This window comes from Chryseobacterium paludis, from assembly GCF_025403485.1.
In the GTDB taxonomy this organism is placed as follows: Bacteria; Bacteroidota; Bacteroidia; order Flavobacteriales; family Weeksellaceae; genus Chryseobacterium; species Chryseobacterium paludis.
This window is the reverse complement of the sequence record NZ_CP099966.1, coordinates 4,411,763-4,437,804: the sequence shown is the minus strand read 5'-3', so window position 1 is coordinate 4,437,804 and position 26,042 is coordinate 4,411,763. Positions and strand designations below refer to the sequence as shown.

Annotated in this window: 21 protein-coding genes; 6 read left to right on the top strand and 15 right to left on the bottom strand. The window is 33.8% G+C overall.

All coding sequences use genetic code 11. The features are described from left to right. Positions 1-47 precede the first annotated feature (47 nt). From NG806_RS20165 to NG806_RS20130, 8 genes are all read right to left on the bottom strand, one after another. The gene (locus tag NG806_RS20165; RefSeq protein ID WP_261511146.1) at positions 48-953 is read right to left on the bottom strand and encodes an NAD(P)/FAD-dependent oxidoreductase; all 906 of its coding nucleotides are present in this window, start codon (positions 951-953) and stop codon (positions 48-50) included. A 140-nt stretch (positions 954-1,093) separates the two neighbouring features. Next, entirely contained in the window at positions 1,094-1,846 is a 753-nt protein-coding gene (bla, locus tag NG806_RS20160; RefSeq protein WP_214832730.1) for a subclass B1 metallo-beta-lactamase, read from the bottom strand. A gap of 30 nt (positions 1,847-1,876) precedes the next feature. Next, a complete protein-coding gene (locus NG806_RS20155) occupies positions 1,877-3,397 on the bottom strand; it encodes a glycosyltransferase family 39 protein (RefSeq protein WP_261511145.1) in 1,521 nt (506 codons plus the stop codon). Positions 3,398-3,408: 11 nt separating this feature from the next. Beyond that, positions 3,409-3,975 (bottom strand): hypothetical protein, encoded by a 567-nt coding sequence (locus NG806_RS20150; RefSeq protein ID WP_214832734.1) that lies wholly within the window; start codon positions 3,973-3,975, stop codon positions 3,409-3,411. Between the two features lie 187 nt (positions 3,976-4,162). Continuing rightward, positions 4,163-5,356 carry an efflux RND transporter periplasmic adaptor subunit gene (locus NG806_RS20145; RefSeq protein WP_214832736.1) on the bottom strand — a complete coding sequence of 398 codons (1,194 nt, stop codon included), beginning with the start codon at positions 5,354-5,356 and terminating at the stop codon, positions 4,163-4,165. A gap of 68 nt (positions 5,357-5,424) precedes the next feature. Further along, positions 5,425-6,696, bottom strand: a complete 1,272-nt coding sequence (locus NG806_RS20140; protein WP_214832738.1) for an ABC transporter permease — start codon at positions 6,694-6,696, stop codon at positions 5,425-5,427. Positions 6,697-6,757: 61 nt separating this feature from the next. Continuing rightward, the gene (locus tag NG806_RS20135; RefSeq protein WP_214832740.1) at positions 6,758-7,987 is read right to left on the bottom strand and encodes an ABC transporter permease; all 1,230 of its coding nucleotides are present in this window, start codon (positions 7,985-7,987) and stop codon (positions 6,758-6,760) included. A 46-nt stretch (positions 7,988-8,033) separates the two neighbouring features. Further along, on the bottom strand, positions 8,034-8,723 hold the full coding sequence (locus NG806_RS20130; RefSeq protein ID WP_214832742.1) for an ABC transporter ATP-binding protein: 690 nt from the start codon (positions 8,721-8,723) through the stop codon (positions 8,034-8,036). 424 nt (positions 8,724-9,147) lie between these two features. On the opposite strand from NG806_RS20130, the gene NG806_RS20125 reads away from it, so the two are divergent. From NG806_RS20125 to NG806_RS20115, 3 genes are all read left to right on the top strand, one after another. Beyond that, positions 9,148-10,122: a ribonucleotide-diphosphate reductase subunit beta gene (locus tag NG806_RS20125; RefSeq protein ID WP_214832744.1), complete on the top strand. Its 975-nt coding sequence runs from the start codon at positions 9,148-9,150 to the stop codon at positions 10,120-10,122. Between the two features lie 74 nt (positions 10,123-10,196). Then, entirely contained in the window at positions 10,197-10,484 is a 288-nt protein-coding gene (locus tag NG806_RS20120) for a hypothetical protein (RefSeq protein WP_214832746.1), read from the top strand. Positions 10,485-10,543: 59 nt separating this feature from the next. Continuing rightward, positions 10,544-12,202, top strand: a complete 1,659-nt coding sequence (locus tag NG806_RS20115; protein ID WP_214832749.1) for a ribonucleoside-diphosphate reductase subunit alpha — start codon at positions 10,544-10,546, stop codon at positions 12,200-12,202. 145 nt (positions 12,203-12,347) lie between these two features. On the opposite strand, the gene NG806_RS20110 is transcribed toward NG806_RS20115, so the two are convergent. Beyond that, positions 12,348-15,533, bottom strand: coding sequence for a TonB-dependent receptor (locus tag NG806_RS20110; RefSeq protein WP_214832751.1), 3,186 nt, complete (start codon positions 15,531-15,533; stop codon positions 12,348-12,350). A 430-nt stretch (positions 15,534-15,963) separates the two neighbouring features. Here NG806_RS20110 and NG806_RS20105 point away from each other — a divergent pair, with 430 nt between their 5' ends. The 3 genes from NG806_RS20105 to NG806_RS20095 all read left to right on the top strand — a co-directional run bounded on the left by NG806_RS20105 (position 15,964) and on the right by NG806_RS20095 (position 19,415). Continuing rightward, positions 15,964-18,006 carry a T9SS type A sorting domain-containing protein gene (locus tag NG806_RS20105; protein ID WP_261511144.1) on the top strand — a complete coding sequence of 681 codons (2,043 nt, stop codon included), beginning with the start codon at positions 15,964-15,966 and terminating at the stop codon, positions 18,004-18,006. A 101-nt stretch (positions 18,007-18,107) separates the two neighbouring features. Next, entirely contained in the window at positions 18,108-18,998 is an 891-nt protein-coding gene (locus NG806_RS20100; RefSeq protein ID WP_214832755.1) for a DUF72 domain-containing protein, read from the top strand. Between the two features lie 186 nt (positions 18,999-19,184). After that, complete coding sequence (locus tag NG806_RS20095; RefSeq protein ID WP_261511143.1) at positions 19,185-19,415, top strand: hypothetical protein; 231 nt, start codon at positions 19,185-19,187, stop codon at positions 19,413-19,415. Positions 19,416-19,510: 95 nt separating this feature from the next. On the opposite strand, the gene NG806_RS20090 is transcribed toward NG806_RS20095, so the two are convergent. From NG806_RS20090 to NG806_RS20065, 6 genes are all read right to left on the bottom strand, one after another. Next, positions 19,511-20,104 carry a hypothetical protein gene (locus NG806_RS20090; RefSeq protein ID WP_214832759.1) on the bottom strand — a complete coding sequence of 198 codons (594 nt, stop codon included), beginning with the start codon at positions 20,102-20,104 and terminating at the stop codon, positions 19,511-19,513. 39 nt (positions 20,105-20,143) lie between these two features. Beyond that, the gene (locus NG806_RS20085; protein ID WP_214832761.1) at positions 20,144-20,788 is read right to left on the bottom strand and encodes an HD domain-containing protein; all 645 of its coding nucleotides are present in this window, start codon (positions 20,786-20,788) and stop codon (positions 20,144-20,146) included. Next, complete coding sequence (locus tag NG806_RS20080; protein ID WP_214832763.1) at positions 20,781-21,629, bottom strand: alpha/beta hydrolase family protein; 849 nt, start codon at positions 21,627-21,629, stop codon at positions 20,781-20,783. The genes NG806_RS20085 and NG806_RS20080 overlap by 8 nt, the downstream gene beginning before the upstream one ends. Before the next feature lie 90 nt (positions 21,630-21,719). Next, positions 21,720-22,613, bottom strand: coding sequence for a PfkB family carbohydrate kinase (locus tag NG806_RS20075; RefSeq protein WP_214832765.1), 894 nt, complete (start codon positions 22,611-22,613; stop codon positions 21,720-21,722). A 57-nt stretch (positions 22,614-22,670) separates the two neighbouring features. Next, the gene (locus NG806_RS20070; protein ID WP_261511142.1) at positions 22,671-23,306 is read right to left on the bottom strand and encodes a DUF4241 domain-containing protein; all 636 of its coding nucleotides are present in this window, start codon (positions 23,304-23,306) and stop codon (positions 22,671-22,673) included. A gap of 89 nt (positions 23,307-23,395) precedes the next feature. Further along, complete coding sequence (locus tag NG806_RS20065; protein WP_214832769.1) at positions 23,396-26,011, bottom strand: valine--tRNA ligase; 2,616 nt, start codon at positions 26,009-26,011, stop codon at positions 23,396-23,398. Positions 26,012-26,042: the final 31 nt, after the last annotated feature.

Sequence of the window (26,042 nt, the reverse complement as noted above, 5' to 3'; positions counted from 1 at the left end):
CTGTTGTATTAGTCCAACAGGGAATTACTAAAACACTTAAAATTTAATTAAAATTCTTCTTCAATTAGTTCCTTATTTACCATAGCTCCCACTGTATTTCCTGATCCCACAGCATTAGCTACAGAACGCATCATGGATGAGTTGTCACCACAAGCATACACTCCGAAAACATTTGTTTTATAAAATGGGTCTGTTTTGATATGGCCAAATTCAGTGAGTTCAACTCCTAAATCGTCTGAAACGTTTAGGTTTTGTTCAAAAGGAACTTTCGCATAAATAGCTTTTAATGGGTGTTTACTTCCATCCTTAAAAAGTATATTTTTAATTTTCCCATTCGTATGTTCTAATTGATCAATTTTATTTTCATTGATCTGAATATTTTTCCTGGTCAATTGTCTTATTTGATCTTCTGTAAGCTCTGATTTTCCATTAGTGAATAAACTGAGATCCTTAGTCCAGTGAATGATCATTTTTGAAAACTCAAAAGCAAAATCTCCATTGGCTATAATTCCTGTGGTTTCATTTTTAACTTCAAATCCATGGCAATACGGACAATGCAGAACAGAAATCCCCCAACATTCATTAAAACCTGGAATATCGGGTTTTATGTCTCTAATTCCCGTAGCAATAACTAGCTTCTTAGATTTAAATCTTTTTCCTGACAACGTCTTCACTTCAAAACCTTTTGTGGCTTTTTTTGCGCTTACCACGATATCATCGTCAAATTGTACTGAATTATATTTTTCAACCTGTCTTCTTGCTTCCTTACTAATCTCGTGTGGTGTTTTACCATCCTGAGTCAGAAAATTATGAGAATGTGGCGTTTGCTCATTACACGGTCTTCCACTATCAATAATTAAAACATTTCTTAGGGATCTTCCCAGAGCCATTCCCGCAGAAAGCCCAGCATAACTTCCTCCAATTATAATAACATCAAAGTTGTCGTTTTCCATGTTTTTAAATAAAATTACAATGACAAAGATAGAATAAATTTTCAATAATGCAACTAAATTGCAATAATAAAATAATCAAAAAAAACCGATTGTATTCAATCAGTTAAAATCGTAAACTTCTTATATCCCGATTAGCAGAACTACTCTACTTTAAACAACTTGATGGTATAATCCAGTAATTCCTGCCCTCCAACTTCTCCGTGCCCCGGAATTACTATTTTTGCATCCGGATATGCTTTTTTTACTTTTTCAACAGTTTCAGACCATGCTTTTACATTAGAATCTTCAAGATATCCTTTAGTCGCATCAACTTCTTTAACTAAACACCCACCAAACATCACATTCTCATTAGGAAAATATCCCACCACATTATCTCTGGTGTGTCCTTCACCAAAAAATGTTGCATATACTTTTTGCTTGCCAACATGTAAAGTTAAAGTATTATCAAATCCACGATCAGGAACGTTAAATTTATTCTTTTTTGCCAATGCTATAGTCTTATTACTGGCATAAGAAGGGATATTATTCTTCCTAAACTCTTTTAAACCTCCTACACAGTCATTATGAAAATGAGTTGCTATGACAGCATTAATTTTAGCATTCAGACTACCTTTAATCCATTTGATCAATTCTGCAGAACTTGTATCATCGGACGGAGTATCGAAAATAACAGCTTCATTTCCATCTTTCACAACCATCCCGTTACAAGGAACTTTCCCATATGTTTCAGTATTAAGATATGAAATATGTTGATAAACATTCTTAGATAACTGTCTGACAACCAGATTTTCAGATTCATAAACAACTTTAGGGTCTATTGATCCGGCTTTCTGAAAACTACAACTTAAAACAGTTATTACGAATAAACACAGGACTTTAAAAAATGCTTTCATTTTTACTTCTTTTCAGTAAAAATAAAACTTTTAATACTCACTTTTAGTATCATCAATTTCTTTTTTTATTTTCATCCTGATATCTATTTTCGCTTCTTTGAAACTAAAAATAAGAGTACCTTTTTCTCTGGCAAAAGGATTGGTAATCGAATCGACCTTTTTTGAAATTTCAAAATATGGACCAGTCTCTTTTAATTCATCATTATAATCATTGTCTTTTATTCTTATCAGGTTAGAATATTTTTGGTCCAGATTAAACCAGTTGATATAATCGGCATTAAACGAGACAGCCTTTATTCCCATCTTTGAATAGTAATTAATAGATCCAGCCTGGCCATAATTGTCGCATAGAACTAGCGTTTTTCCTGTCTTTGATAATTTGGAATATTCTTTATCTACTTTTTGAGCTAATTCTTTCCACCCCTGCATATCTGCAAAATCTTGTGGCAATGAATGATCTTTCCCATCCTCCCAACGTAGCAGTCCAAATCTTTTATACTTTTCCTGATGGTCAAGAATATATCGAGGACTTTTGTTTGGAAAAGCCACCTGATATAATGGTAGGAACAACAGTATTGGCAACATTATCGCTATCGCCCGCAAAATTCTTGTCCGGCCTTTTTCAAAAAGACAGCCTAAATATACAGAGCCAAAAGCAATATAAATAGGATACAAACCAATTGCATAATAGTCTTTAGCTTTAAAAAACAGGAATAATGCAATTACAAATACATAATTCCAAAAGAAAAACCTGAATCTTTCAAAAGGTTTATAAAAAAGCAATGCGTAGAATCCCGCAAAAATGATAAAAACAGAACCTACAAAAAATAAAATCTGAGACTTTAGAAAATCAAACCGATCAACATGGGCCAGCTGCCTCTCTGAAAGCTCCTTCATGTGATGAATCACAGGAAAATCATTATGATACTGCCATAATAGATTAGGCAAAATAACAAGCAATGCAAGGAAACTGGCTGAATAAAGGTGAGGATTCAGAAATATCTTCCTTTGCTTACTTATCAGTAAAGCAGGAATAATACCAAGGAGCAGGAATGCAATATTATATTTATTTAGAAAGCCCAGACCAAAAATAACAGCCCCAATATAAAGCCATTTCACTTTTTCAGTATTAAAATATCTAATAAGAACATAATACATTAATATCCACAGTAATACTTCTAAAGAAGTAGGTTGAAAAAGCATATTTAACCGAAGAAGTACGGAGAGTAAAATCCCTGTTGCAGCTAAAATCTGAGCGTATAAACTACCCTTCAATTCTTCTATAATCTGCCAAACCACAACAATCGTTAAAGCACCAAACAGAGCGGGAAAAAATTTAACCCAGAAAACAGAATTTCCAAAAAGCTGAACCAGCCAAGCTAACCATGAATTGAGAGGCGGCACTGATAAATAACCCCAAGCCAAATGGTTGGCCTGATCAAGATGCAAATATTCATCGCGATGCAGTTCATATTCTGGTCCTATCAAAGAATATTGAAGAACAAACTTAATCACAACAAAAAGAAAAAGAATGAGGATATTTTTTTTCATCATTCACTAAATTAATTCATATCAAATTTCTGTTTTATCATTTCATCTTTAACATTGTGTATTTTCTGATTCCAATAATCTATCCTTTCCATTTTATCTGGATATTCAATCTCAGTTTTACCTTCATAATATATAATACAACCCTGATATTTATTCAATGCTTTTTTTAAATAATCCTTATAATCATTTAAATTTTGTGGGATATATCCAATTCCATTACAACCACAACTATAAAAGTACCTACCTGTTCTAAAAAGCCCTTCTACAATTTCCCATTCTTTAATTGCCGCTTTTCTAGGCACTCTAAAATCCTTCCCTAAATCCGCCATAAGACTTCCACATTGGGGACATTTTATTGGTCTTGACTCTATTTCATTAATCAATTCTAATAATTTACTTCTTTCTGCTTTTGTGAAAATTTGCCCGACCTTCCTTATCGATTTTCCATTAAGCTCATGAAAGACTTTATCCTTCTTTATTCTCAATAGAATATCATTAGGATTCACTTGTTTAAAGGATTTTCTACATTTAAAACAGGCGTAATTAGATTTATATGTTTTTCCTGCGTATCTACACATAATTATGTTATTATGAATAATTCAAATTTATAAAATCCTTTCTTGTAAAACATTTCAAAATTCAATTTCATTACTAAAACCTTTAAAATCTAAGATAATTATTTTAAGAATACTCCCTGGAATACTTCTCATAAAAAATCCCGGAAAAGAATTCCCGGGACAAGATAAAATTTATCTGATTAGTTTATTATTTTTTCTTTTCTTTAAGCTCTTCTTTGTCTTTATCAGAAGGGTTCCAAACTTTGACTTCAGAATTTTTATCGATTCCTGAAAGCACCTGTACATTGATACCATCGCTAGCACCTAATTTCACATATACTTTTTTGAATTTTCCATCTGCCTGTTTTACTTCAACAAAAGATTTGTCCTTACCATTACTCTTTTCATATTGAACAAGTGACTCATCCAATAGTAAAGCATTTTTCTGAGAATTCAATACGATCTCTCCATTGGCTGAAAAACCTGCTCTGATATACTCATTATTTGGATTAAATACATCACCTTCAACCGGGAATTTTATGGTACCCAGATTGTCTTTTCCTTTAGGAGCGATCATCGTTAATTTCCCTGGGAATGTTTTATTTTGCAGAGCACCGATAACGATATTCATATTCATTCCCTGCTTTAGTTTTCCTGCCTGAGCTTCATCAATTTCCCCTTGGAAGATTAACAAATTAAGATCTGCAATAGAACAAATCGTAGTTCCGGCATTGAAAGAGTTAGCCTCAATTACCTGACTTCCTACTTTTACAGGAACCTCAAGAACAGTTCCTGCTGCTTTAGAACGGATCTGAGTTGTCGCAAAACCTTGCAATTCCGGTGTAGCACCTGTTTTCACGATCTGCAATCTTTTTTGTGCTGTCTGAAATTGCTGATTTGCATTTTTAAGAGATTGTTGCTGAGAATATAATTGCTGCTGAGAGTTTAAAAAATCCTGTTTTGAGATCACTCCCTGACTATATAATTTCTGCTGCATATCAAATTGCTTCTGCATATTTTCTACATTCATCTTAGCATTATTGATCTGAAGCTGAGAGTTTTCAACTTCTTGTTGCGCATTATTTACATCAGCAATATTTGGAATAATCCTTACTGTAGCAACCAATTGTCCAGCGACCACTTTATCTCCTTCATCTACTAAAATCTTATCAATGATACCTGCAATGTTCGGTTTGATTTCAATTTCTTCTTTTGGGATAATTTTTCCTGTCGCCATTACTTTATCATCCATATTCTGGATCGTTGGTTTCCGCGTAAGGAAAGCCTCACTCTCTTTAGAATTAGATTTTATAAGATAACCAATTCCTGAGAATAATGCCACTGCAAATAAAAGCCCCAACAGTATATAAATGGCTTTTTTCCAAGTGAATTTCTTTTTCATATATCTAGTTTATTTTTTATTTAAATGGTTTAAAATTTTAAGATAATCTTGCAATTATTAATTTCAAATTATTCAGATCTTAATGCCTCGATAGGTCTTATTTTTACAGCTCTCTGGGCAGGGATCATTCCAATAATAAGTCCCAAAATCACCATCACCGCCATCGCGGCAAATACATTCCCATAATTTACCGTGGGATTATAAAATGGAAAGGCATCCTGATTCTGCGTTATCATATTCAGAATCATAAGCACAAATATTCCAGACATAAACCCGAGTAATCCCGAAGACAGTGTTATAACAACACTTTCCAGCAAAATCTGATTTCTTACCTCAGAAGGTTTTGCTCCTAAAGCTCTCCTGATTCCTATCTCCTTAGTTCTTTCTTTTACCGTGATCAATAGGATATTTGAAATCGCAATAACGCCTGCAAGAATCGTTAATGTTCCTACAATAATCGTCAAAAGCTGCATACCTGTTAAAAATCCGGTTAATTTTCCAAATTCTTTTCCGAGATTGAAACTTCCGAAAGCATTAGTATCTTCTGGTGAAACTTTATTTTTAAGCTTTAAAACTTGTTTTACTTTTTCCTCTACCACTTTTAGATCTGCTTCCGACCTTCCTACAATCGCAAACATATCTATATTATCTCCGGCATTATACATTTTCGTGTAGGTAGAAAGTGGAATAAACACGGTACGGTCATTTTCAAAACCGCCTCCCTTTTTCACTCTGAAAACACCAATGATATTAAAAAAGAGTCCTTTGATATTTATTGATTTTCCGATCGGATTTTCTTTCTTTTTAGAGTCAAAAAAGTTTTTATACACTTCCTCACCAATTACAGCTACATTTTTATTTCCTGATAAATCGGCATCGTTAATATAGCGTCCGAAAATAAGTTTTTTCTCAGAAATTTTATTTCCTACAGGATAATCTCCAGTAAGTGAATAGGTAGCACTCTTACCATTTTTTGACATCGCTTCTCCAGGTGTTCCTGTAAAACTTCCTCTTGCATTTTGTGGCGATATATAATCTATTTCAGGAACTTTTCTCTTCAACATTTCCATATCAGGCAGATGTAGTTTCATCTCTCTTCCTTTTGGAAAACCTTCATAAGGAATGGAAGTTTTCTGAGCCCATAGAAAAATAGAATTTGTAGCAAAGCCTGAGAATAATTTATCAAAACCATTCTCCATTCCTTTTGCTGCTCCAAGCAGACTTACATATAAAAACATACCCCAACCCACACCGATCATGGTAAGGAATGTCCGAAGTTTATTATTTCTCAATGAATAATAAATTTCCTGCCAGGTATCCTTTTTAAATAAGATGTTCATTGATGCTAGTTATGAGTTTGAATTATACGTTTTATATTATTATCAAATAAGTTGTCAGATTTTATTCTGATCGCAATGCTTCTATAGGTTTAATTTTCGATGCTCTATAGGCGGGAACAAAGCCTGCTATAAGCCCTGAAAATACCAAAGCTAAAAATGCCATGAAGATCTCAGTCCCTCCTACACTTGGGTTTTTTATAAAATATTCCTCAAGTCGGTCTCCCATTAAGCTGAGTGCCAATATTCCTAAGCCAACTCCAACAAGTCCTGAAATTACTGTAATCACTACACTTTCCTGAACAATTAAAGCAACAATACTTCTGGGTTTTGCACCAATAGCTTTTCTCACGCCAATTTCTTTGGTTCTTTCTTTAACAATGTAAACCATAATATTACTGATTCCGATAATTCCGGCAATCAGGGTTCCCATTCCAATAAAACCTACAATCCCTGTAAGTACAGCCATAAACATGAATGTATCATTCATATTCTCGGCATTATTCCATACCCGGACTCCGTTTTCATCATCTGGCGAAACACTTTTTCTGGCTTTTAATCTATCTTTAAGCTCATTACCATATTTTATGGCTTCCTGAGGATTTAGTTTCTCATTATAGGCAATATACACAGTACTTACGGTATCCGACCCTTTCTTCATTTGCTGTAAAGTCGTAATAGGTACCGAAATATGTCTTTCATCCCAGTCTCCACCATCATCAGAAAATACACCAACTACCTTGAACATGGTTCCATTAATATTCAAGTCTTTTCCTATAGGACTTCCATTTTTGATCAAGTCACGTTGCACCATTCTCCCTATTACAGCGACATTTTGTTTCCTGTCAAGATCTGAAGGATTAAGGTAACGACCCTCAAGAATCTTTCTGTTCTCTATAAATTTTTCTTCAGGATCTCCTCCATTAACCTGGTAGTTGCCACTTTCCTTACCATACTTCACTAATAAACTAGTCTGATATCTCGGAGTAGAATAGCCTACTTTTTCTTTATCCTCATTAACCAGGAAATCATAGTCATCATTATTCATCGTAACGGTACGATCAGACTGTAGTCCTTTATAAGCAACTGTGGTTTTTCCTGTAAAAATGGAAATCAGGTTTTGAGCATCTCGTGCAAAACCCTCTGTAAAAGCATTTTGCAAACCTTTACCAATTCCAAAAAGAACGATAAAGATAAATAACCCCAACGCTACCGTAAATCCAGAAAGTACCGTTCGCAATACATTACTGCGAATAGAACTGAATATTTCCTGCCACCGATCCAGGTCAAACATAATTTTACTTTTTTTACTTTTTTAAAGTCTCCTTAGTATTCACTATTTACAAAACAACCTGCTTTATAAACTCATCACTTTCAATGATTCCATCTTTTAAAATAACGTTTCTTTTGGTTTGTGCCGCAACGTCTGGTTCGTGAGTAACCACAATGATGGTTTTTCCCTCATCATTAATATCCTGAAGCAGCTTCATAATATCATGTGTGGTCTTTGAATCCAAAGCACCCGTAGGCTCATCTGCCAATACAATTTTAGGATTGGTAATCAAAGCTCTTGCAATAGCTACTCTTTGTTTCTGTCCTCCTGAAAGTTCGTTTGGAAGGTGGGTCGCCCATTGAGCAAGACCTACTTTTTCCAAATATTCCATTGCTTTCTGGTTACGCTCTTTCCTTGGTACATTTTGGTAATATAAAGGAAGGGCAACATTATCTAAAGCTGTTTTATATCCGATCAAGTTAAAAGACTGAAAAATAAATCCCAGGAATTTACTTCTGTATTCAGCAGCCTTTATTTCAGATAAATGTTCGATTGGAACTCCATCCAGCTCATAAGTACCAGAATCCTTTTCATCCAGAATACCTATAATATTAAGGAGTGTGGACTTTCCGGAACCTGAACTTCCCATGATGGAAACAAACTCACCTTCAGCGATATTAAGATTAATACCCTTGAGAACGTGCAGTTTACTTTTGCCTGTATCGTATGATTTATTTAAATCCTGAATTACTAACATTAAGTGATCTATGTTTTATACTCAATAAGTAGAAGATATTTTGATTTTGTTACAAGAATAAAAATTTATTATAATATTTTACTGTTTAATATATTTAAGCTTTATTAATAGATGTTTAAGAACATGTGTTTAACTGTAACTTATCAAAAATATTTATTTCAGGTGTATTATTCTATGTAAACCAATATCAGTGCTTGTTTCATGTAAATGTGGAAAACTTTTACGGTTAAAAGTCAGCCAATTAGTATTTACCCCTTTCAAAATCAGTTCTTTTTTTCGAACTTTGTGCTTCGCACTAGCAAATAATAAAAACACTTTTCTTGTGAAAAACTTTTAAATATAAGTTCCAACAAATCAAGCCGTTATTTATTCTTTGATTTTTATCCACAGTGATCTAATTATTTTAATTTAAAGACATTTTAATATGGGAATTTTTGATAAGAGAGTAAGTTACAAGCCATTTGAATACCCTGAGGTTCTTCAATTTGTAGAAGCGATTAATAAATCGTTTTGGGTGCATTCGGAAGTGGATTTTACTGCAGATGTTCAGGATTTTCATTCGCAGTTAGAACCGCACGAAAAAAATGCTGTGAAAAATGCACTTTTAGCAATTGCACAGATAGAGGTGTCTGTAAAGACATTCTGGGGAAACCTATACAACCACTTACCAAAGCCTGAATTGAACGGTCTTGGAGCTACTTTTGCAGAATGCGAATTTCGCCATTCTGAAGCTTATTCCCGTCTAGTAGAGGTACTAGGATATAATGAAGAATTCACAAATGTAATAGAAGTTCCTGCTGTGAAGAAGAGAATTGACTTCTTGTCAAACGTTCTTAAGCATGCTAATTCTTCAACACCGAAAGAATATGTTTCTTCACTTTTATTGTTCAGTATACTGATCGAAAACGTATCTCTTTTCTCGCAATTTGCGATCATCCTTTCTTTCACAAGATTTAAAGGGTATATGAAAAATGTTTCGAATATCATCGCTTGGACTTCAATAGATGAACAAATTCATGCTAATGCAGGAATTTATTTAATCAATAAAATCCGTGAGGAACAACCGGAATTATTAACGGATTCTGATATTGAAGATATCTATACATTGGTAGATCAATCTGTAGAATTAGAAGGGGAAATTGTAGACTGGATCTTCGAATTAGGGGAATTAACTGTCTTCTCAAAAGAAGATTTGTTAAACTTCATGAAATACCGTGTTGATGACAGCTTAAAGAAAATCAATATGGACACTCGTTACAACATTTCTCCTGAACAGTATCGACCAATGAAATGGTTTGAAGAAGAAGTTTTCGCTAACTCTATGGATGATTTCTTTGCTAAAAGACCCGTAGATTACACAAAACACGATAAGAGTATTACAGCAAACGATTTGTTTTAATTGAAAACAGGTTTCTGACAAAAACTTTATTAGCAAATCTGTTATTCCGAGTAATAATAACCAAAGCACAAACGATGATCAACGTAATTGTATCTTATACTGTAAAACCTGAATTTGTTTCAGAAAATAAAGTGAATGTTCAAAAGTTTCTGGATGATTTCAAGCAATTGGATCAGTCAACATTTGAATACAAAGTATATGTAAAAGAGGATGGTGTAACATTTTTGCATTATTCCAATTACATCAATGAAGAAGTACAACATGAGGTTTTGAATACACCATCTTTTAAAGAGTTCCAAAAACGAAGAGATGAGAGTGGGCTGAATGATTCCCACAAAGTAGAATTCTTACAAACAATTTAATAACACAAAATTTCTGGATATACGATATAGGCATCCTGGAATTCGAAAATATAACAACTATGGAGGAACAAAGTACCAATATATGGTGGCTCAACGAGGAGTCTGAGCAAATGCTAAACAGAGGATATCTGTTAAAAGGGGAAACTGTAGACGGGGCTATCGACAGAATTACCACTGCGGCTGCCAAAAAATTATATAAACCAGAATTACAACCGGCTTTTAAAGAAATGATCACTAAGGGTTGGATCAGTTTCTCTTCTCCGGTTTGGGCAAATATGGGAACTCAGAGAGGCCTTCCTATTTCTTGCTTCAACGTTCATATTCCAGATAGTATTGAAGGAATTACTCATAAAATGGGTGAGGTGATCATGCAGACAAAAATTGGAGGTGGAACTTCAGGATATTTCGGAGAACTTCGTAACAGAGGAACTGCCGTAACTGACAATGGAAAATCTTCGGGAGCTGTTTCTTTCATGAAATTGTTTGATACAGCAATGGATGTAGTATCTCAAGGAGGTGTGAGAAGGGGTGCTTTTGCAGCTTACCTGGATATTGACCACGGTGACATTGAAGAATTTTTATCTATTAAAGACATCGGAAGTCCTATCCAGAATTTATTTACGGGAATCTGCGTTCCTGATTACTGGATGCAGGATATGATCGATGGTGATATGGATAAGCGTAAAATATGGGCGAGAGTTTTAGAAAGCCGTCAACAAAAAGGGCTTCCTTATATTTTCTTTACAGATAACGTTAACAGAAACAAGCCACAGGTTTATAAGGATTTAGGATTAACAGTAAATGCAAGTAACCTTTGTTCTGAAATCATGCTTCCTTCTACAAGAGAAGAATCATTCATTTGTTGTTTATCTTCCATGAACCTGGAACTATATGACGAATGGAAAGATACTGATGCTGTAAAACTTGCTGTTTATTTCCTGGATGCTGTTTTAACTGAATTTATTGACAAAACAGAAGGAAACTATTACCTACAGGGAGCAAGAAACTTTGCAATGCGCCACAGAGCTCTTGGATTAGGAGTTTTAGGATATCATTCTTATTTACAAAAAAATATGATCCCTTTTGAAAGCTTTGAGGCAACTCAATTCAATGCAAGAGCTTTCAAACATATTAAAGAACAATCAGAACAAGCTTCAAGAGAATTAGCTAATATCTATGGAGAACCTGAATTGTTGAAAGGTTACGGATTGAGGAATACAACCACAATGGCTATTGCTCCTACGACTTCAAGTTCTGCTATTTTAGGTCAAACTTCTCCTGGAATTGAGCCTTTTGCGTCTAATTATTATAAAGCTGGTTTGGCTAAAGGAAACTTTATGCGTAAGAACAAGTATCTAGCAAAATTATTAGAAGAAAAAGGATTAGATAATGAAGAAACATGGAGAACGATCATGTTGAATCATGGTTCTGTTCAGCATTTAACTGAATTAACAGAGGAAGAAAAAGCGGTATTTAAAACATTCAAGGAGATCTCTCCAATGGAGATTATTTCTCAGGCTGCTCAAAGACAGCAGTATATCGATCAGGCTCAATCATTGAATTTACAAATTCCATCCACAATGCCTGTAAAAGATGTAAACTATCTATATATCGAAGCATGGAAAAAAGGAGTAAAAACATTATATTATCAAAGAAGCTCATCTGTATCTAAAGAAATGATGGTGAACTTTGTATCATGTTCAAGCTGCGAAGCTTAGACCACAAATAATAAACATTTATATATGAAGCACGTTTAAAAGCGTGCTTTTTTTATTTTTATTAAATTCTTTAATACAGGGTTATATAAAATAAAAAAGCCCAGAAAGAAAATCTGGACTCTTGAAAGAATATATAAAGTAAAAATTAAAAATTATATCGAACCCCCACTTGTGCCTGAAACCTTGATGCAAACTGATCAATGGTATAAGGTAAACCCGGAGATTTAAAATTGTAAGTAGGATCTCCAGCCCCAGGTTGCCCTGTCGCTACATTTCCAACTTTCGTAAGACCCACACTGGCTGTTGAGTTGAAGGTGTTAGGTACAAAATACACTTTACCCCAATCTTTATTTAAAAGATTTGTAAAGTTGATAATGCTTAAAGAAATCTGTAAGGTATTTTTAGACTTTTCACTCAATCTGATCTCATCCATAATTCTGATATCAGCCTGTATATTCCATGGTGTAACGTCTCCATTTCTTTGAGTAAATGTTCCTCTTCTACTGCTTAGATATTTATTACTATTAACAAAATTCTCATAATCAGCAATCTGCTGTTGAGCCGTTACTAAAACAGTTCCTCCTGCATCTTTTATAGGAACTATATACTTAGCTGCTTCAGTAGCATCTTTGAAGATATATGCCAATCCCGCAGCCTGTCCTGTATTAGCAATGGTACTGTTCACAAAGCCCCAAGAGAAAGGATTCCCCGATTGAGCATTGAAATATACATTAGCTGATAATTTATTTGATTGAGAAAGATTTAAACCATAGCCAAGATTTGCTACAATTCTATTTTTAATGGCAAAATTAGAGGTCGTTAACTGAGGATCATTAGGAGTAAGAGACTGATTCATCTGCCAATTACTTTCCATAGAGTTTCTGATACCATTTGTAATATCTTTTGCATCTCCATACGTATATGCTGCAAAGAAGTTAAATCCGAAATTATAAGACTTGGAAATCTGTGCTGTTACGTTATATCGATACCCTTCCTTGGTATTGGATAAAAGATAGGCATTAGAAAAATTACTATTGATATTTGTGGTATAGATTGGCATCTGATGATTCACATCATAGCTATAATACGTTACATTATCTGTTTTATTAACCTGCTGGAATTTCAGATCATAAAGTACTTTAGTATAGATACCTTCTAATGTCAGTTTATATCCTCCAACAGTATAATCTACGCCCAATGAGCTTCTCCAAACTTTTGGCATTTTAAAATTATTATCAATAAGGTCTACCTGAACTTTTGAAGAGTTTTGCCAATTAGCAAAATTACCACTTACCAATGGATCACCATTAGCTGCAAGCTGTGCTGTAGTTGGTGCATTATAATCATAGCTTCCAAAACCTACCCCATCATTATAATAAGCATATCCTAACCATGCAAAGGGAATTCTTCCCACAAAAATACCAGAACCTCCTCTTAACACTACAGATCTATCTTCCGTAAGATCATACGTAAATCCTAATCTTGGAGACAATGTCGGTTTATTAAGATATTTATTTGTAAGCTGGCTTAAAGGTGTATAATTATAGGTATTTCCCATATTAGGATCCTGTGGAGAATTATTAACCTTTGTACTTAAAAGTGGTTTATTTGGAAGATCAGTATAATCTACTCTTACACCAGGAGACAAACGTAATCTTCCCCAGTTGATCTCATCCTGAAAGTATAATGAAAGAAGATTAACTTTATATGAAGCGTATGGGTTATTGAAAATCGTTTCTCTGCTGTCTCCATTAAATGGATAGGTTCCTCTTATTCTTGCAGGATTTGAATTGTAGAAATCTGCAAGGCTCTTATAAGAAATCCTGCCATTAAGAGCATTTACAAAACCATAATCGATATTATATAATTCATTGTGTGTTCCTAATAAGAAAGTATGATTACCTGTTTTATAAGTTAGGTTATCGGTAATTTCAAACGTTTTTTGTTTCATATTGAAAACCGTAGCCTCTCTGTCGTTTCCTAATAAAATAGTTCCGCCATTATATCCTATTTCCACCTGTGGGAACATCGCATTGGAAGAAGTAGGGTCTCTGTAATCATTTATAGAAGAGTATCCTAGCACCAAATTATTATTCCATTTATCATTAAAACGGCTCTTCAGCTCCAAAGTAGTGGTAGAAGCATTGTTTTTCTGAATAAAGTCCATGCTTGAAAATCTGAAATTAGCACCATCTCTTTCAAGGTTTGAAGCTTGTGAAAACACCGTATTATTCTTAATTGATAACGTGTGTTTATCATTGATCTTCCAATCGATTTTATTAAAAAGCTTAGCACTTTCTGAAAAGTTATTATACTGGTTAAAGCTTCCTGTATTAAAGCCATATTTGGTACGTACAAAATCAGAAATTTGCTGGGCAACCGCGTCATTAACCAGCCCGTTGGGATCATTTGCATTATAGAAAACAGGGTCTGTTCTTTTGGTATATTCAAGATTGGTGAATAAAAATACTTTATCTTTTACGATAGGCAAACCTACTCTACCCCCATAAATAAAATCTTCAAAAGAACTTGGCATTTTTGAATTATCACCTGCTCTGTTTCTTCCTGTGATAGATGCGTTACGCCCATACACATAAAAAGATCCCTCTACATTATTACTACCACTGCGGGTAACAGCATTAATACTTCCTCCAAGAAAGTTTCCTAATTTAACATCATAAGGAGCAATATATACCTGTACGTCCTGAATGGCATCCAAACTTATTGAATTGGAACGGGTACTACTTCCCGGCATCCCCGATGTTCCGGTTTGTCCTCCTAATGATGGACTGAAACCAATGGCATCATTATTAATTGATCCATCTATCGTAACGTTGTTATAACGGAAGTTAGTTCCGTTAAAAGAGTTATTGGCACTTTGTGGAACAAGCTTGGTAACGTCCTGAATTCCTCGGTTTATATTTGGAAGTCCGGAAATTTGTGCCTGGGTAATTCCAACACCATTTTTTACAGTTGTTCTTTTAGAAGTGAGCTTTACCTCATCTATTACTTTTTCTCTGTCTTTAATCTCTACAACCGGTAAGTCATTACTTCCCAGTGAAAGTTGCACATTTGTATTCGAATAGATAACTTGTGAACCATCGGAAATTTCTATTGTATAAGGTCCTCCGGGCTGTAGATTATCCAAACTGAATTGTCCTTTGTTATTACTTTTTGTTTCAAAGGTACTGTTGGTAGGAACATGAATTACTTTTACAGTAACTTCAGAATTAATTCCTTTTAATCTTCCGAAAATTTTAGAGCTGGTTTCCTGTGAAAATGCCAAGCCAAATGACAGAAGAGCAAAAGCACAGATTATTTTTCGCTTCATATTTTTTATACTTCTAAATTGTATGGCAAAATTAGAAGCAACAAACAGGAACTGCGGTAACATACAATTAACATTACATCACATAATGTTTAATATTTCCTTAAAAAAAACTTAATTACTTTCTCATAATTCACTATATCGTCCTTTGTTAATTCTCCTGAAAATAAGCACTTTATTCAATTAATAATATTTTATTGTAAATGAACCAAATATGAACGACTTCAGTTTTATTAAATTAATGTCCATTTAAAAAATAGGAGAACATTTGAAATGAGTCGTTAAGTATTACTACGGTTAAAAAATATAGTATAATTACTATAGTACTAATTCTAAGTTACTGGTTGTAAAAAAATATTACTTTTGTGATGTCAGAATTTATTATTCCCTCAATAAATCTGATAAGAATTAAAACCGTTTTAAAAAACACAATATGTACAAAATCTTATTCACTCTTTGTGTAAGCTTTTCTTTTATAGCTCAGTCACAAAATCTTAATTTTACTGATTCAAAGTTTAAAGCTTTAATAGTAAATTCTACACCTTCCAACGAGATAGCTAAGGACCTAAATGGAAATCCTATGGCTGTAGATTCAAATGGTGATGGAGAAATACAAATATCCGAGGCACAGCAGGTAAAAATTTTAAATATAAAATCAATAGGAATTCCTGTATTTAATAATCTTCCAGGTTCTGTAGCAGATGCGCTTCTTTTTCAAAATTTAGAGGAATTATACATTAGGGATTCTAAATCTGCTGTGATCAACTTTACCAATAATAATGTGATTAAAAAAGTACTTTATGAAGGATCAGGAGGATTTATAGACAATTCGGGAATGAGTCATATTGTTCCGATTGACTTTTCATTTAATAATTGCTCCTCAGTAAAGGACGTTAATGATTTTGTAGCCAACATTAATTTGGCTCCCTATGATCCAGCTACAATCCTGAGATTTAAAAACTGTCCTCAGATTAAAGATGATATTATTTTAAATAATAAAAATATTAAAGAGCTCCATATTGAAAGCTGTAATATCAAAACACTAACTTTTACCTCATGTAATCGTTTAGATAAAATAATCGTACCTAATATAAATTCATTAACAAAAATATCCGTTTTAGGTTCAAATGGAATAACCCTTACCAATACAAATCAGGACATAAATCTTGTTGCTAATAATTGTACAAATTTACAGGAAATCATAGCAGATACTGATCATTATGATACAACGGGAGCTTATTTTACATCAGTAAATCTAAATGGCTGTTCTTCATTAAAAAAAATCAAAGGCCTTAATGTACCCACTATTGATTTTTCAAATACTGGATTAATCAATCTTGAAGAACTCGATGCATCATTCTACAACAGATATGGGTATAATACAACGTCAGGAGTTTATTTCGGAAATGTGACATCATTAAACCTCTCAGGTCTTCCCCATCTTAAACTATTAAAAGTATTCAATCAGCCGATCACAAATACGGTTAACTTCAGTGATGCAACTGCATTAGAAAACATAGATATTACAAACTCCTCTGGCTATATGGCTATTCTGAATGTAAGCAATTTATCAAATCTAAACACTCTGAAGGCAGATATTCCCAATGATTTAAATTCATCAAACACTCATTTTGACCTACAGCAGATCATGGCACAAAACTGTACTGCTTTAACCAGCCTTAGCATAAATGGAAACAGAGATCTAAAAAGCTTAAATCTTCAAAACTGTTCCGGCATACAGACTTTGAATCTCGGTTCTAACTTACCTGGAAATTCACCTTTTGACAATTTCTCAGAATTAAATACTTTGAACATAAATCAATGTACAGCACTAAGAGATTTAGGTCTTACCTATACAAAAGTTCCTAATCTAGAGCTCTCCCAATGTCCACAACTTGAATCTATAGATTTTGAGTATAATTCTTCATTGGCAAGTATAAACACCTCACAAAACAGCATGTTAAAGTATGTGACACTTCGAAGTTGCCCCCTTGTTACCAACTTAGATTTTTCAAACAGTAGTATTTTAGAAGGTGTAGGTTTTTATAATATGTCGGGACTAACTCATGTAAATATTAAAAACAGTTCTTTGGAAGGATGCGAATTCTTCGGTTATGGCAGCAATTTAACAATATGCGTTGATCCTGATCAACTTACTAATCTGGAAGCTGAATATCCTGACATTAGCTTTACTACCAATTGTCCCAATACAATAAAGACACAGAGTTCCAAACTGGATAACATGATCACGAATACCAATATTTTTCCCAATCCTGTAAAAGATACATTTCAAATAAAATCATCAGATCTGGTTAAGAATGTAAAAATAGTTGATGGCCTGGGAAGATTATTACTGGATCGGAACTTCAATAAAAAAGTCTTCAAAATTGATATTTCAAATTACACGAAGGGAATTTATATCGTAAAAATAAAAACAGAAAAAACAGAAATCTCAAAAAAGATACTGAAAGATTAGTCACTTTTTAAACTCATCACTTTCATCTGAAATCATAAAATATTTGTCTGCTTTTTGTTTTATATTTGTTATAATAGTATCAATCATAAAAACTTTCAAATATGAAATTCGGACAAGTAGAAGATCCTTCAAAAATAGATTTTACATTACCAAAAGATCACAGCAGAACTAAAGAAATTCTTAAGAAAAATAAAAAGGGATTGGAAAATATCTCTATTGGATGTGCTAAATGGAATAAAACTGATCTTAAAGGATTTTATCCCAAAGGAACAAAGGATGAATTGACCTACTATGCTACTCAATTTAATTCTATCGAACTCAACGCAACATTCTATGGAATGCCTACGCCGGATCAGGTATTGACATGGAAAGAGAAAACACCGGCAGGTTTTAAATTCTTTCCGAAAATTACCAATACGGTTTCGCATTTCAGAAGATTAATTGATGTCACTGAACCGGTTACTCAATTTGCAACTTCAGTTCTTAACTTCAATGAGAAACTCGGAATGGTGTTTCTACAGTTACATGATAACTTTAAACCTAAAGATTATGACAGGCTGGAGAAATTCGTTAAAGAGTGGCCAAAAGAGGTTCCTTTAGCCATAGAACTCAGAAACACTGAATGGTTTACGGACGAAGAGATCTTTAATACCACCTGCGATCTTTTTGAGGCCCATCATATTACCAATATTATTGTAGACACGGCAGGAAGAAGAGATATGCTTCATATGAGGCTCACCACTCCAAATGCTTTCATCCGTTATGTAGGAGCTAATGCAGAAAGTGACTACGAAAGATTAGACGATTGGTTAAAGCGCGCCACCGAATGGAAAAAAGAAGGTCTTCAGAATCTGTATTTTTTCGTTCACCAGAATATTGAAAAAGCATCACCATTATTATCTGCCTATTTGATAAAAAATATGAACGACGACTGGAAAACTGATCTGCAAGTTCCAAAAATGGCTACTGAAAATAATGGAACTTTATTTTAACACCAAAAAAATCACCAGTTATTTGATCATTTTTTTGAGATTTTATAGAAATTTTTAATTTTTTACAAAATTTATTTCACTGTTTAGTGTGAAAAAAAAGTTTATTTACAAAAGCTAATTTTTTCACTAATAAATGATATATTGTAGAACACAACCCGTTATATTAAATTGTAAAAAATTAAAACTATGGAAAAAGAAATATGTACGATAAATATCGCAAACAATTCGCTTGGTGATAATTACACTTTCTATGAAAATCAAACCATTAAAAGAATTTACGACAGCAACAATAAACATTTAGATATTACAGAGTGGCTGACGAATGATCAGATAAGTAGCCAAAGTAAAGACAAACTTGTTAAAAACTGTCCTGAAGAACTTAAAGAAAAAATCATGCTGATCTTAAATTATCCATGATTTGCTAAGATTTTAAAAATAATAATTCATAAAAAAATGACCTGCTCAATAAGCAGATCATTTTTTTTTATTGTATGTTTCGAAAGATACTTTTCTTATTTCTTTATTCTAAGGAGTAGTACCAAATTGAGAAATAGCAATAGAAAATCCAGAGTTACCCAAATTCCAAGCTTTACATTTTCATAATTATAAGCATCAATTTGTTTTTTAGCTACTTCAGATAACTTTGCGCTTTGGTTGATATAGTTCTTTACTTCCACAATCTGATCAATATTCTTGTTAGGAACTGAGTGCTGAGAAAAATAAACCAGATTCTTTTTTCCTAAATATCCGATAATCCAATATTCATCGGACTTATCCATTTTAAGGTATTCAATTCTGTAATATTCCGGGCGGATTTTTCCGATATGTTTGGCTTCGTGCTTCACATTTTTTTCCGGATTATTCACATTAATGACATAAAAATCTAATGTCTGTGGAAGTTTATTGACAACCTGCAAACCTACAGAGTTGTTCACAACACCTACAGCACTTTTTTTTATAAACCAATAGCTAAAAACTGATATTGAAAAAATAAGTGTAGCAATACGAAATAATTTTGCCCATTCAGCACCTTTTCCCGATTTTACTTTAGATAAAATAAGAGAAATAATAGAGCAGAGAAAGATAACAAAGATGATTAATCCCATATTGCAAATATACTGTTTTAAGAATTTTCAGAAGGAATGTTAATCAACATTCCATTCTTTATAGAATTGATCCAGAAATTTCAGCATGACATCATGCCTTTCCTGAGCAAGTTCTTTTCCTTTTTCAGTATTCATGAGATCTTTTAAAAGCAATAATTTCTCATAAAAATGATTGATCGTTGTTCCGTTGGATTTTTTGTATTCTTCTTTGGACATATTCAGTTTCGGCTCGATATCGGGATGGTACATTAAATTATTCTTAAAGCCTCCGAAATTAAATGTTCTTGCAATGCCTATCGCTCCAATAGCATCCAGTCGATCTGCATCCTGAACAATTTTCAGCTCAATCGGAAGATCCTTTGGTGCTTCACCTCTATTTTTAAACGAAATATTTTTAATAATAAATAAAACCTGCCCTATGATATCTTCTGAAACATTCTCACTTTCTAAAAATTCGCGTGAAACTTTTAAAGCAATAGTCTCATCACCATTATGAAATTTAGGATCAGCAATATCATGAAGTAATGCTGCCAATTCTACAACCTCATCATTACAATTTTCACTTTCTGCGATCTTTTTTGAAAGCTTCCACACCCTTTCAATATGAAACCAATCGTGTCCGGCTTCTGCACCTTCTAACTTTTCTTTTACAAACACTATTGTGTTTTCAATTGTATTACTCATTCTTTATTAATTCATTTAAAATAATATTCCAAAGCTTCTTGTTATAGTTTCTAAAAAAATTAACGTGGCCTATTTCTCCTTTTTCTGATTCGGATGCCCGTACAAGCCTATATGTTGGGCTGAGGTTAGGATAAGTATCGTTCAATAAACTCTTTACTCCTTTATCCGTAAGCCAAACATCATCCTCTGCCCAGATCACAAAAACTTTCTGCGTTAATTTCTTAGAATAATCATCAATTTTTTCCAACAAACCGTTGGTTGATTTTTTATTCAAAATTAAGGTTCTCCAGTCATAAGCACAATTTTTAGGGAGACTTTCTCCTAAACCAAACCAATGTGCTGGAAAATAACCCAACAGCTGTGTAGCCAGTGGCTGTGCGATCCCAAAGCCCAGATAAGCTTCTATTTTGGTTTTAAATTTTAAGTTACCGACGAAAGCATTTTGAGTCCCGACAAAAAACAGTTCTTTAAAAATTTCAGAATCTTTATTCATTCCAAGGATCAATGCACCTACAGAATGTCCAAGACAAAATTTCTCATATTTTGCAAAGCGTGTTCTGATATACGTCGTTACTGTTTTATAATCTTCAGTTCCCCAGATACGCATGGATGCGTTGAACCCTTTCATATGATCAGGTTTTGAAAGTCCGATTCCACGGTAATCATATGTGATTACCGTAAAGCCTTTTTCAGAAAAATATTTTGCAAAAGAAAAGTAAACATGTTGTTTTACACCCGTCGCAGAATTGATCAGTAACAATTTTTCATTACTATTCTCTGGCATAAAAAGGTGTGCTACAATAGAGATATGATCTGTTGTTGTAAGAACTAGCTTTTCCATATTTTAAAAGAAAAAAATCCACTCAAAAGTGGAAATTTTACTGTTCATCTATATGTTAATTGATATACTTTCGATATGTAGTAAATAGCTTTAAGCAAAGTAATCTGACATTCTTGGTAATCCCGTCTGTGATCCTTGCATAGTAGAAACTCTTAAAGAAACTTCATTACCGAACTTTACACATTCCTCTATGGAATTGTTATGACATAAAGCAATGGCAAATCCAGAGGTAAATGCATCTCCCATTCCCATTTTGTGTGCCGTTTTGTTGTCATTATGATTTCTAAAGTATTTCATTTCTGTACCATCAAAATAAATGGTGGAATTGGTATCGTCTCTTACAAAAACTTTATTTAAGTATTTTTCAAGAACCTGCTCCTTTTGTTCTTCACCAAAAACGATATACAATTCACTGCTTTTTGCAACTACAAAGTCTACATTTTCTAAGATCTCTTCGCTTACCTTCATTGCTGGTGACGCGTAAAGACCAACTTTTTTTCCGTATTTCTTAGCTTTTTTTATGGTATACTCCACCACTTCTAAGGAAACCTCAAGCTGTACTAGAATAAGATCAACTGTCTGAAAATATCGATCAGCATCCTCAACATGTTTTGTACTTAAAAGTTTATTGGCAGCTGGTACCACTACGATTGCAGCATTACCTTCAGATGTCGTTACATAAGCAGTTCCTGTTGCTTCTCTATCCGTTTCTGCAACAAATCCAACATTTACATTCTCGTTTACAAGATTTCGCATGATCTGCTGTCCCAGAGGATCCATTCCTACGCATCCTATAAAATAAACACTTGCCCCCAATCGTGCAGTTCCCACCGCCTGATTTGCCCCTTTTCCTCCAAAATAACTATCTGAATTAATGGCTAAAACAGTATCGTTAGGAGCTGGAAGCTTTTCAGTTTCTAAGACTAAGTCGATAGAAGAGCTGCCAACAACTATAATTTTGGGTTGTACTGAAGAGAAGTTCATTGTGCTTAAATTGATTTATACAAAAATATAAAAATAGGAATACTAATATAAGAATAATTAACTTATTTCAATAAATTCTGTAACTACCTTTACTGGAGCATTATTTTTATCATATGCGATATAGCTGGCATAGAAACCTTCTCCATATCCTGTCTCAAAAGCAAAAATAGTTCCCGGATGTTCTTCAGCAGGTTTTAAGAAGGCATATTGGTCAATCGCTCCGTTTTCATCAAAGAAATATTCATGAAAAAACTCTTCATAGATCCCCATAAAATCAACCCCTTTACTATGGTATAATCTTTTTTCAAGATCATTAAGTTTCTCCTGGGTATCTACATCCATAAAACACCCCATCCCACTTTCCACAGGATAACCAAAAATTTCCTCTTCAGCAAGATCTTTTATATTTTGACCGGCAGTAGTGGCTAATTTCCATTCCGTGATTTCGGAATTACTGAAAATGATTTCAGCATATGCCACACAATTGCTTTCTCTTTCTTTGTGTAATAAGACAGAAAAATCCCCTTTTGGGAATTCTGTAGAAAAAGGTTGCATATCATTTGTGATCAAAGGATCACAAGCCACTAATTTCCCACTGGAAAGATAGATCTTTCCAACTTCAAAACTTTCCAGCACAGGACTTTCTACAAAATCCCTTGAGAATAGTTTTCTTATATTTTCTATGTGTGTCATTTCTTTTATAATTGTTTACTCTTTTCGGCTGAGTATAAATTTATACTCAGCCGAAAAGAGTAAATAAAACAATAATAGTACCTAAAGATCTATAAGCTCTTTAGCTTCTCTTCTAAAATTGCAATTTTATCCTGGGCATCTTTCTGCTTCTTGCGTTCTGCTTCTACCACTTCAGCTTTAGCATTGGCTACGAACTTTTCATTCGAAAGTTTCTTTTCAACAGAAATTAAAAACCCTTTTAAGTATTTTACTTCTTCTTCAGTTTTCGTTTTCTCTTCACCAAGATCAAGGTTTTCACTTAATGGAATGGAAATCTCTGTTGATCCAACAAGGAAAGTAAAGCTTGGTTTCTCCGTTTTTTCTCCAAAATGAATTTCTGAGATATTAGCCAGTTTTTTAATTACTGCTTCATTGTCAAAATGAGTTGCATTGGTATAAACTTCAGCCGTTTCTTTAGGAGAGATCCCTTTTGTCTGACGATAGTTTCTAACTCCCGAAATTAATTCCTGAGCTGTTTCAAAGTTTTTAATGATGGTTTCATTAAATTCTCCTGCGTTTTTTTGTTGGGCAACCACCAAAGCTTCATCTATACTTCTTTCAGAAATTAATTGCCATATTTCTTCTGATTGAAACGGCATAAATGGATGTAAAAGCTTCATTAGTTCTTCAAAGAAAGCAACTGTTTTCAGATAAACTTCTTTAGAAATACCTTCCCCATAATTCGGTTTTATCGCTTCCAGATACCAACCACAGAAATCGTCCCAAATTAATTTATAAATTAAATGTAAAGCATCAGAGATTCTGAACTTTTCAAACTGATCATTAATTTCAACAATAACTTTGTTCAACTTGTTTTCAAACCATTCTATAGTCTTAGTTTCGGCTTCATTAGCTGGCTTGTCTTCATGATCCCACATATTGATCAATCGGAAGGCGCTCCATATTTTCGTCATGAAATTTCTTCCCTGAAGCATTAAATCTTCATCAAAAAGAAGATCATTCCCTGCAGCAGAACTTAATAATACTCCTACACGAACACCATCAGCACCATATTTTTCAATTAATTCTAAAGGATCCGGTGAGTTCCCAAGAGATTTTGACATTTTTCTTCTTTGCTTATCCCTTACAATACCCGTAAAATAAACATTTTTGAAAGGAACTGTCTTTTTGTATTCCAATCCTGCCATAATCATTCTGGCTACCCAGAAGAAAATAATATCCGGACCGGTAACCAGATCTGAGGTAGGATAATAATATTGAATATCCTTATTTTCAGGATCCAATAGCCCATCAAACACAGACATAGGCCATAGCCAAGAAGAGAACCATGTATCTAAAGCATCCTGATCCTGCGTTAAGCTGTCAGCTGTCAGCTCTTGATTCCCTGTTTTTTGTTTTGCTAGCTCTAAAGCTTCTTCTTTTGTTTCAGCAACTACGAAATCCTCGTCTCCAGTGCCATAATAATAAGCGGGAATCTGTTGTCCCCACCACAGCTGACGGGAAATATTCCAATCACGGATGTTTTCCATCCAGTGCTTATAAGTATTTTTAAACTTCTCAGGATAGAATTTGATCTCATCATCCATTACCACATCCAATGCTGGCTGAGCAAGTTCAGACATTTTCAAGAACCACTGAACAGAAATTTTAGGTTCAATCACAGCACCTGTTCTTTCGGAAGTTCCCACTTTATTTACGTAATCTTCTGCTTTTAGCAAAAGGTCATTTTCCTGTAATTCTTTTGCGATTTGTTTTCTAACTTCAAATCTGTTCTTCCCTGCATAATGTAATCCATGCTCGTTAAGATTTCCATCATCATCCAAAGCATCAATCATTTTTAACTGATGTTTTTGTCCGATTTCGTAGTCATTGGTATCATGAGCCGGCGTAATTTTCAATGCACCTGTACCAAATTCGATATCTACATACTCATCTTCAATAATTGGAACTACTCTGTTAACGATTGGTACAATTACATTCTTACCTTTCAGATGAGCGTATCTTTCATCATTCGGATTGATACAAACGGCAGTATCCCCAAAAATAGTTTCAGGACGTGTTGTTGCTACAGAAAGAAATTCTTCTGAGCCTTCAATTTTATATTTAAGGAAATATAATTTTCCGTTTTGTTCTTTGAATATTACTTCTTCATCAGAAATATTCGTTTTCGCCTCCGGATCCCAGTTAACCATTCTGTATCCTCTGTAGATCAAACCTTTATTATAAAGATCAACAAAGCTTTTGATAACCTGTGCAGAAAGCTTGTCCTCCATGGTAAATCTGGTTCTGTCCCAATCACAAGAACAACCTAATTTTTTTAACTGCTCAAGAATAGTCCCACCATATTTGTTGGTCCACTCCCATGCATGTGTTAAAAACTCCTCGCGGGTAATATCTGATTTATTAATTCCTTCAGATTTCAATTTAGCAACAACTTTAGCTTCAGTAGCAATCGAAGCATGATCTGTTCCAGGGACCCAGCAGGCATTAAAGCCCTGCATTCTTGCACGGCGGACCAGAACATCCTGAATGGTATTATTCAACATATGACCCATGTGTAAGATCCCCGTAACGTTTGGCGGAGGAATTACAATAGTATATGGTGGCTTATCATTAGGTTCTGAATGGAAAAATTTATTTTCCAACCAGAAGTTGTACCATTTTTGTTCTGTTTCCTGTGGATTATACTTTTCTGAAATCTGCATAAATTCTATTTCTTTAGCTTACAATTTGCAA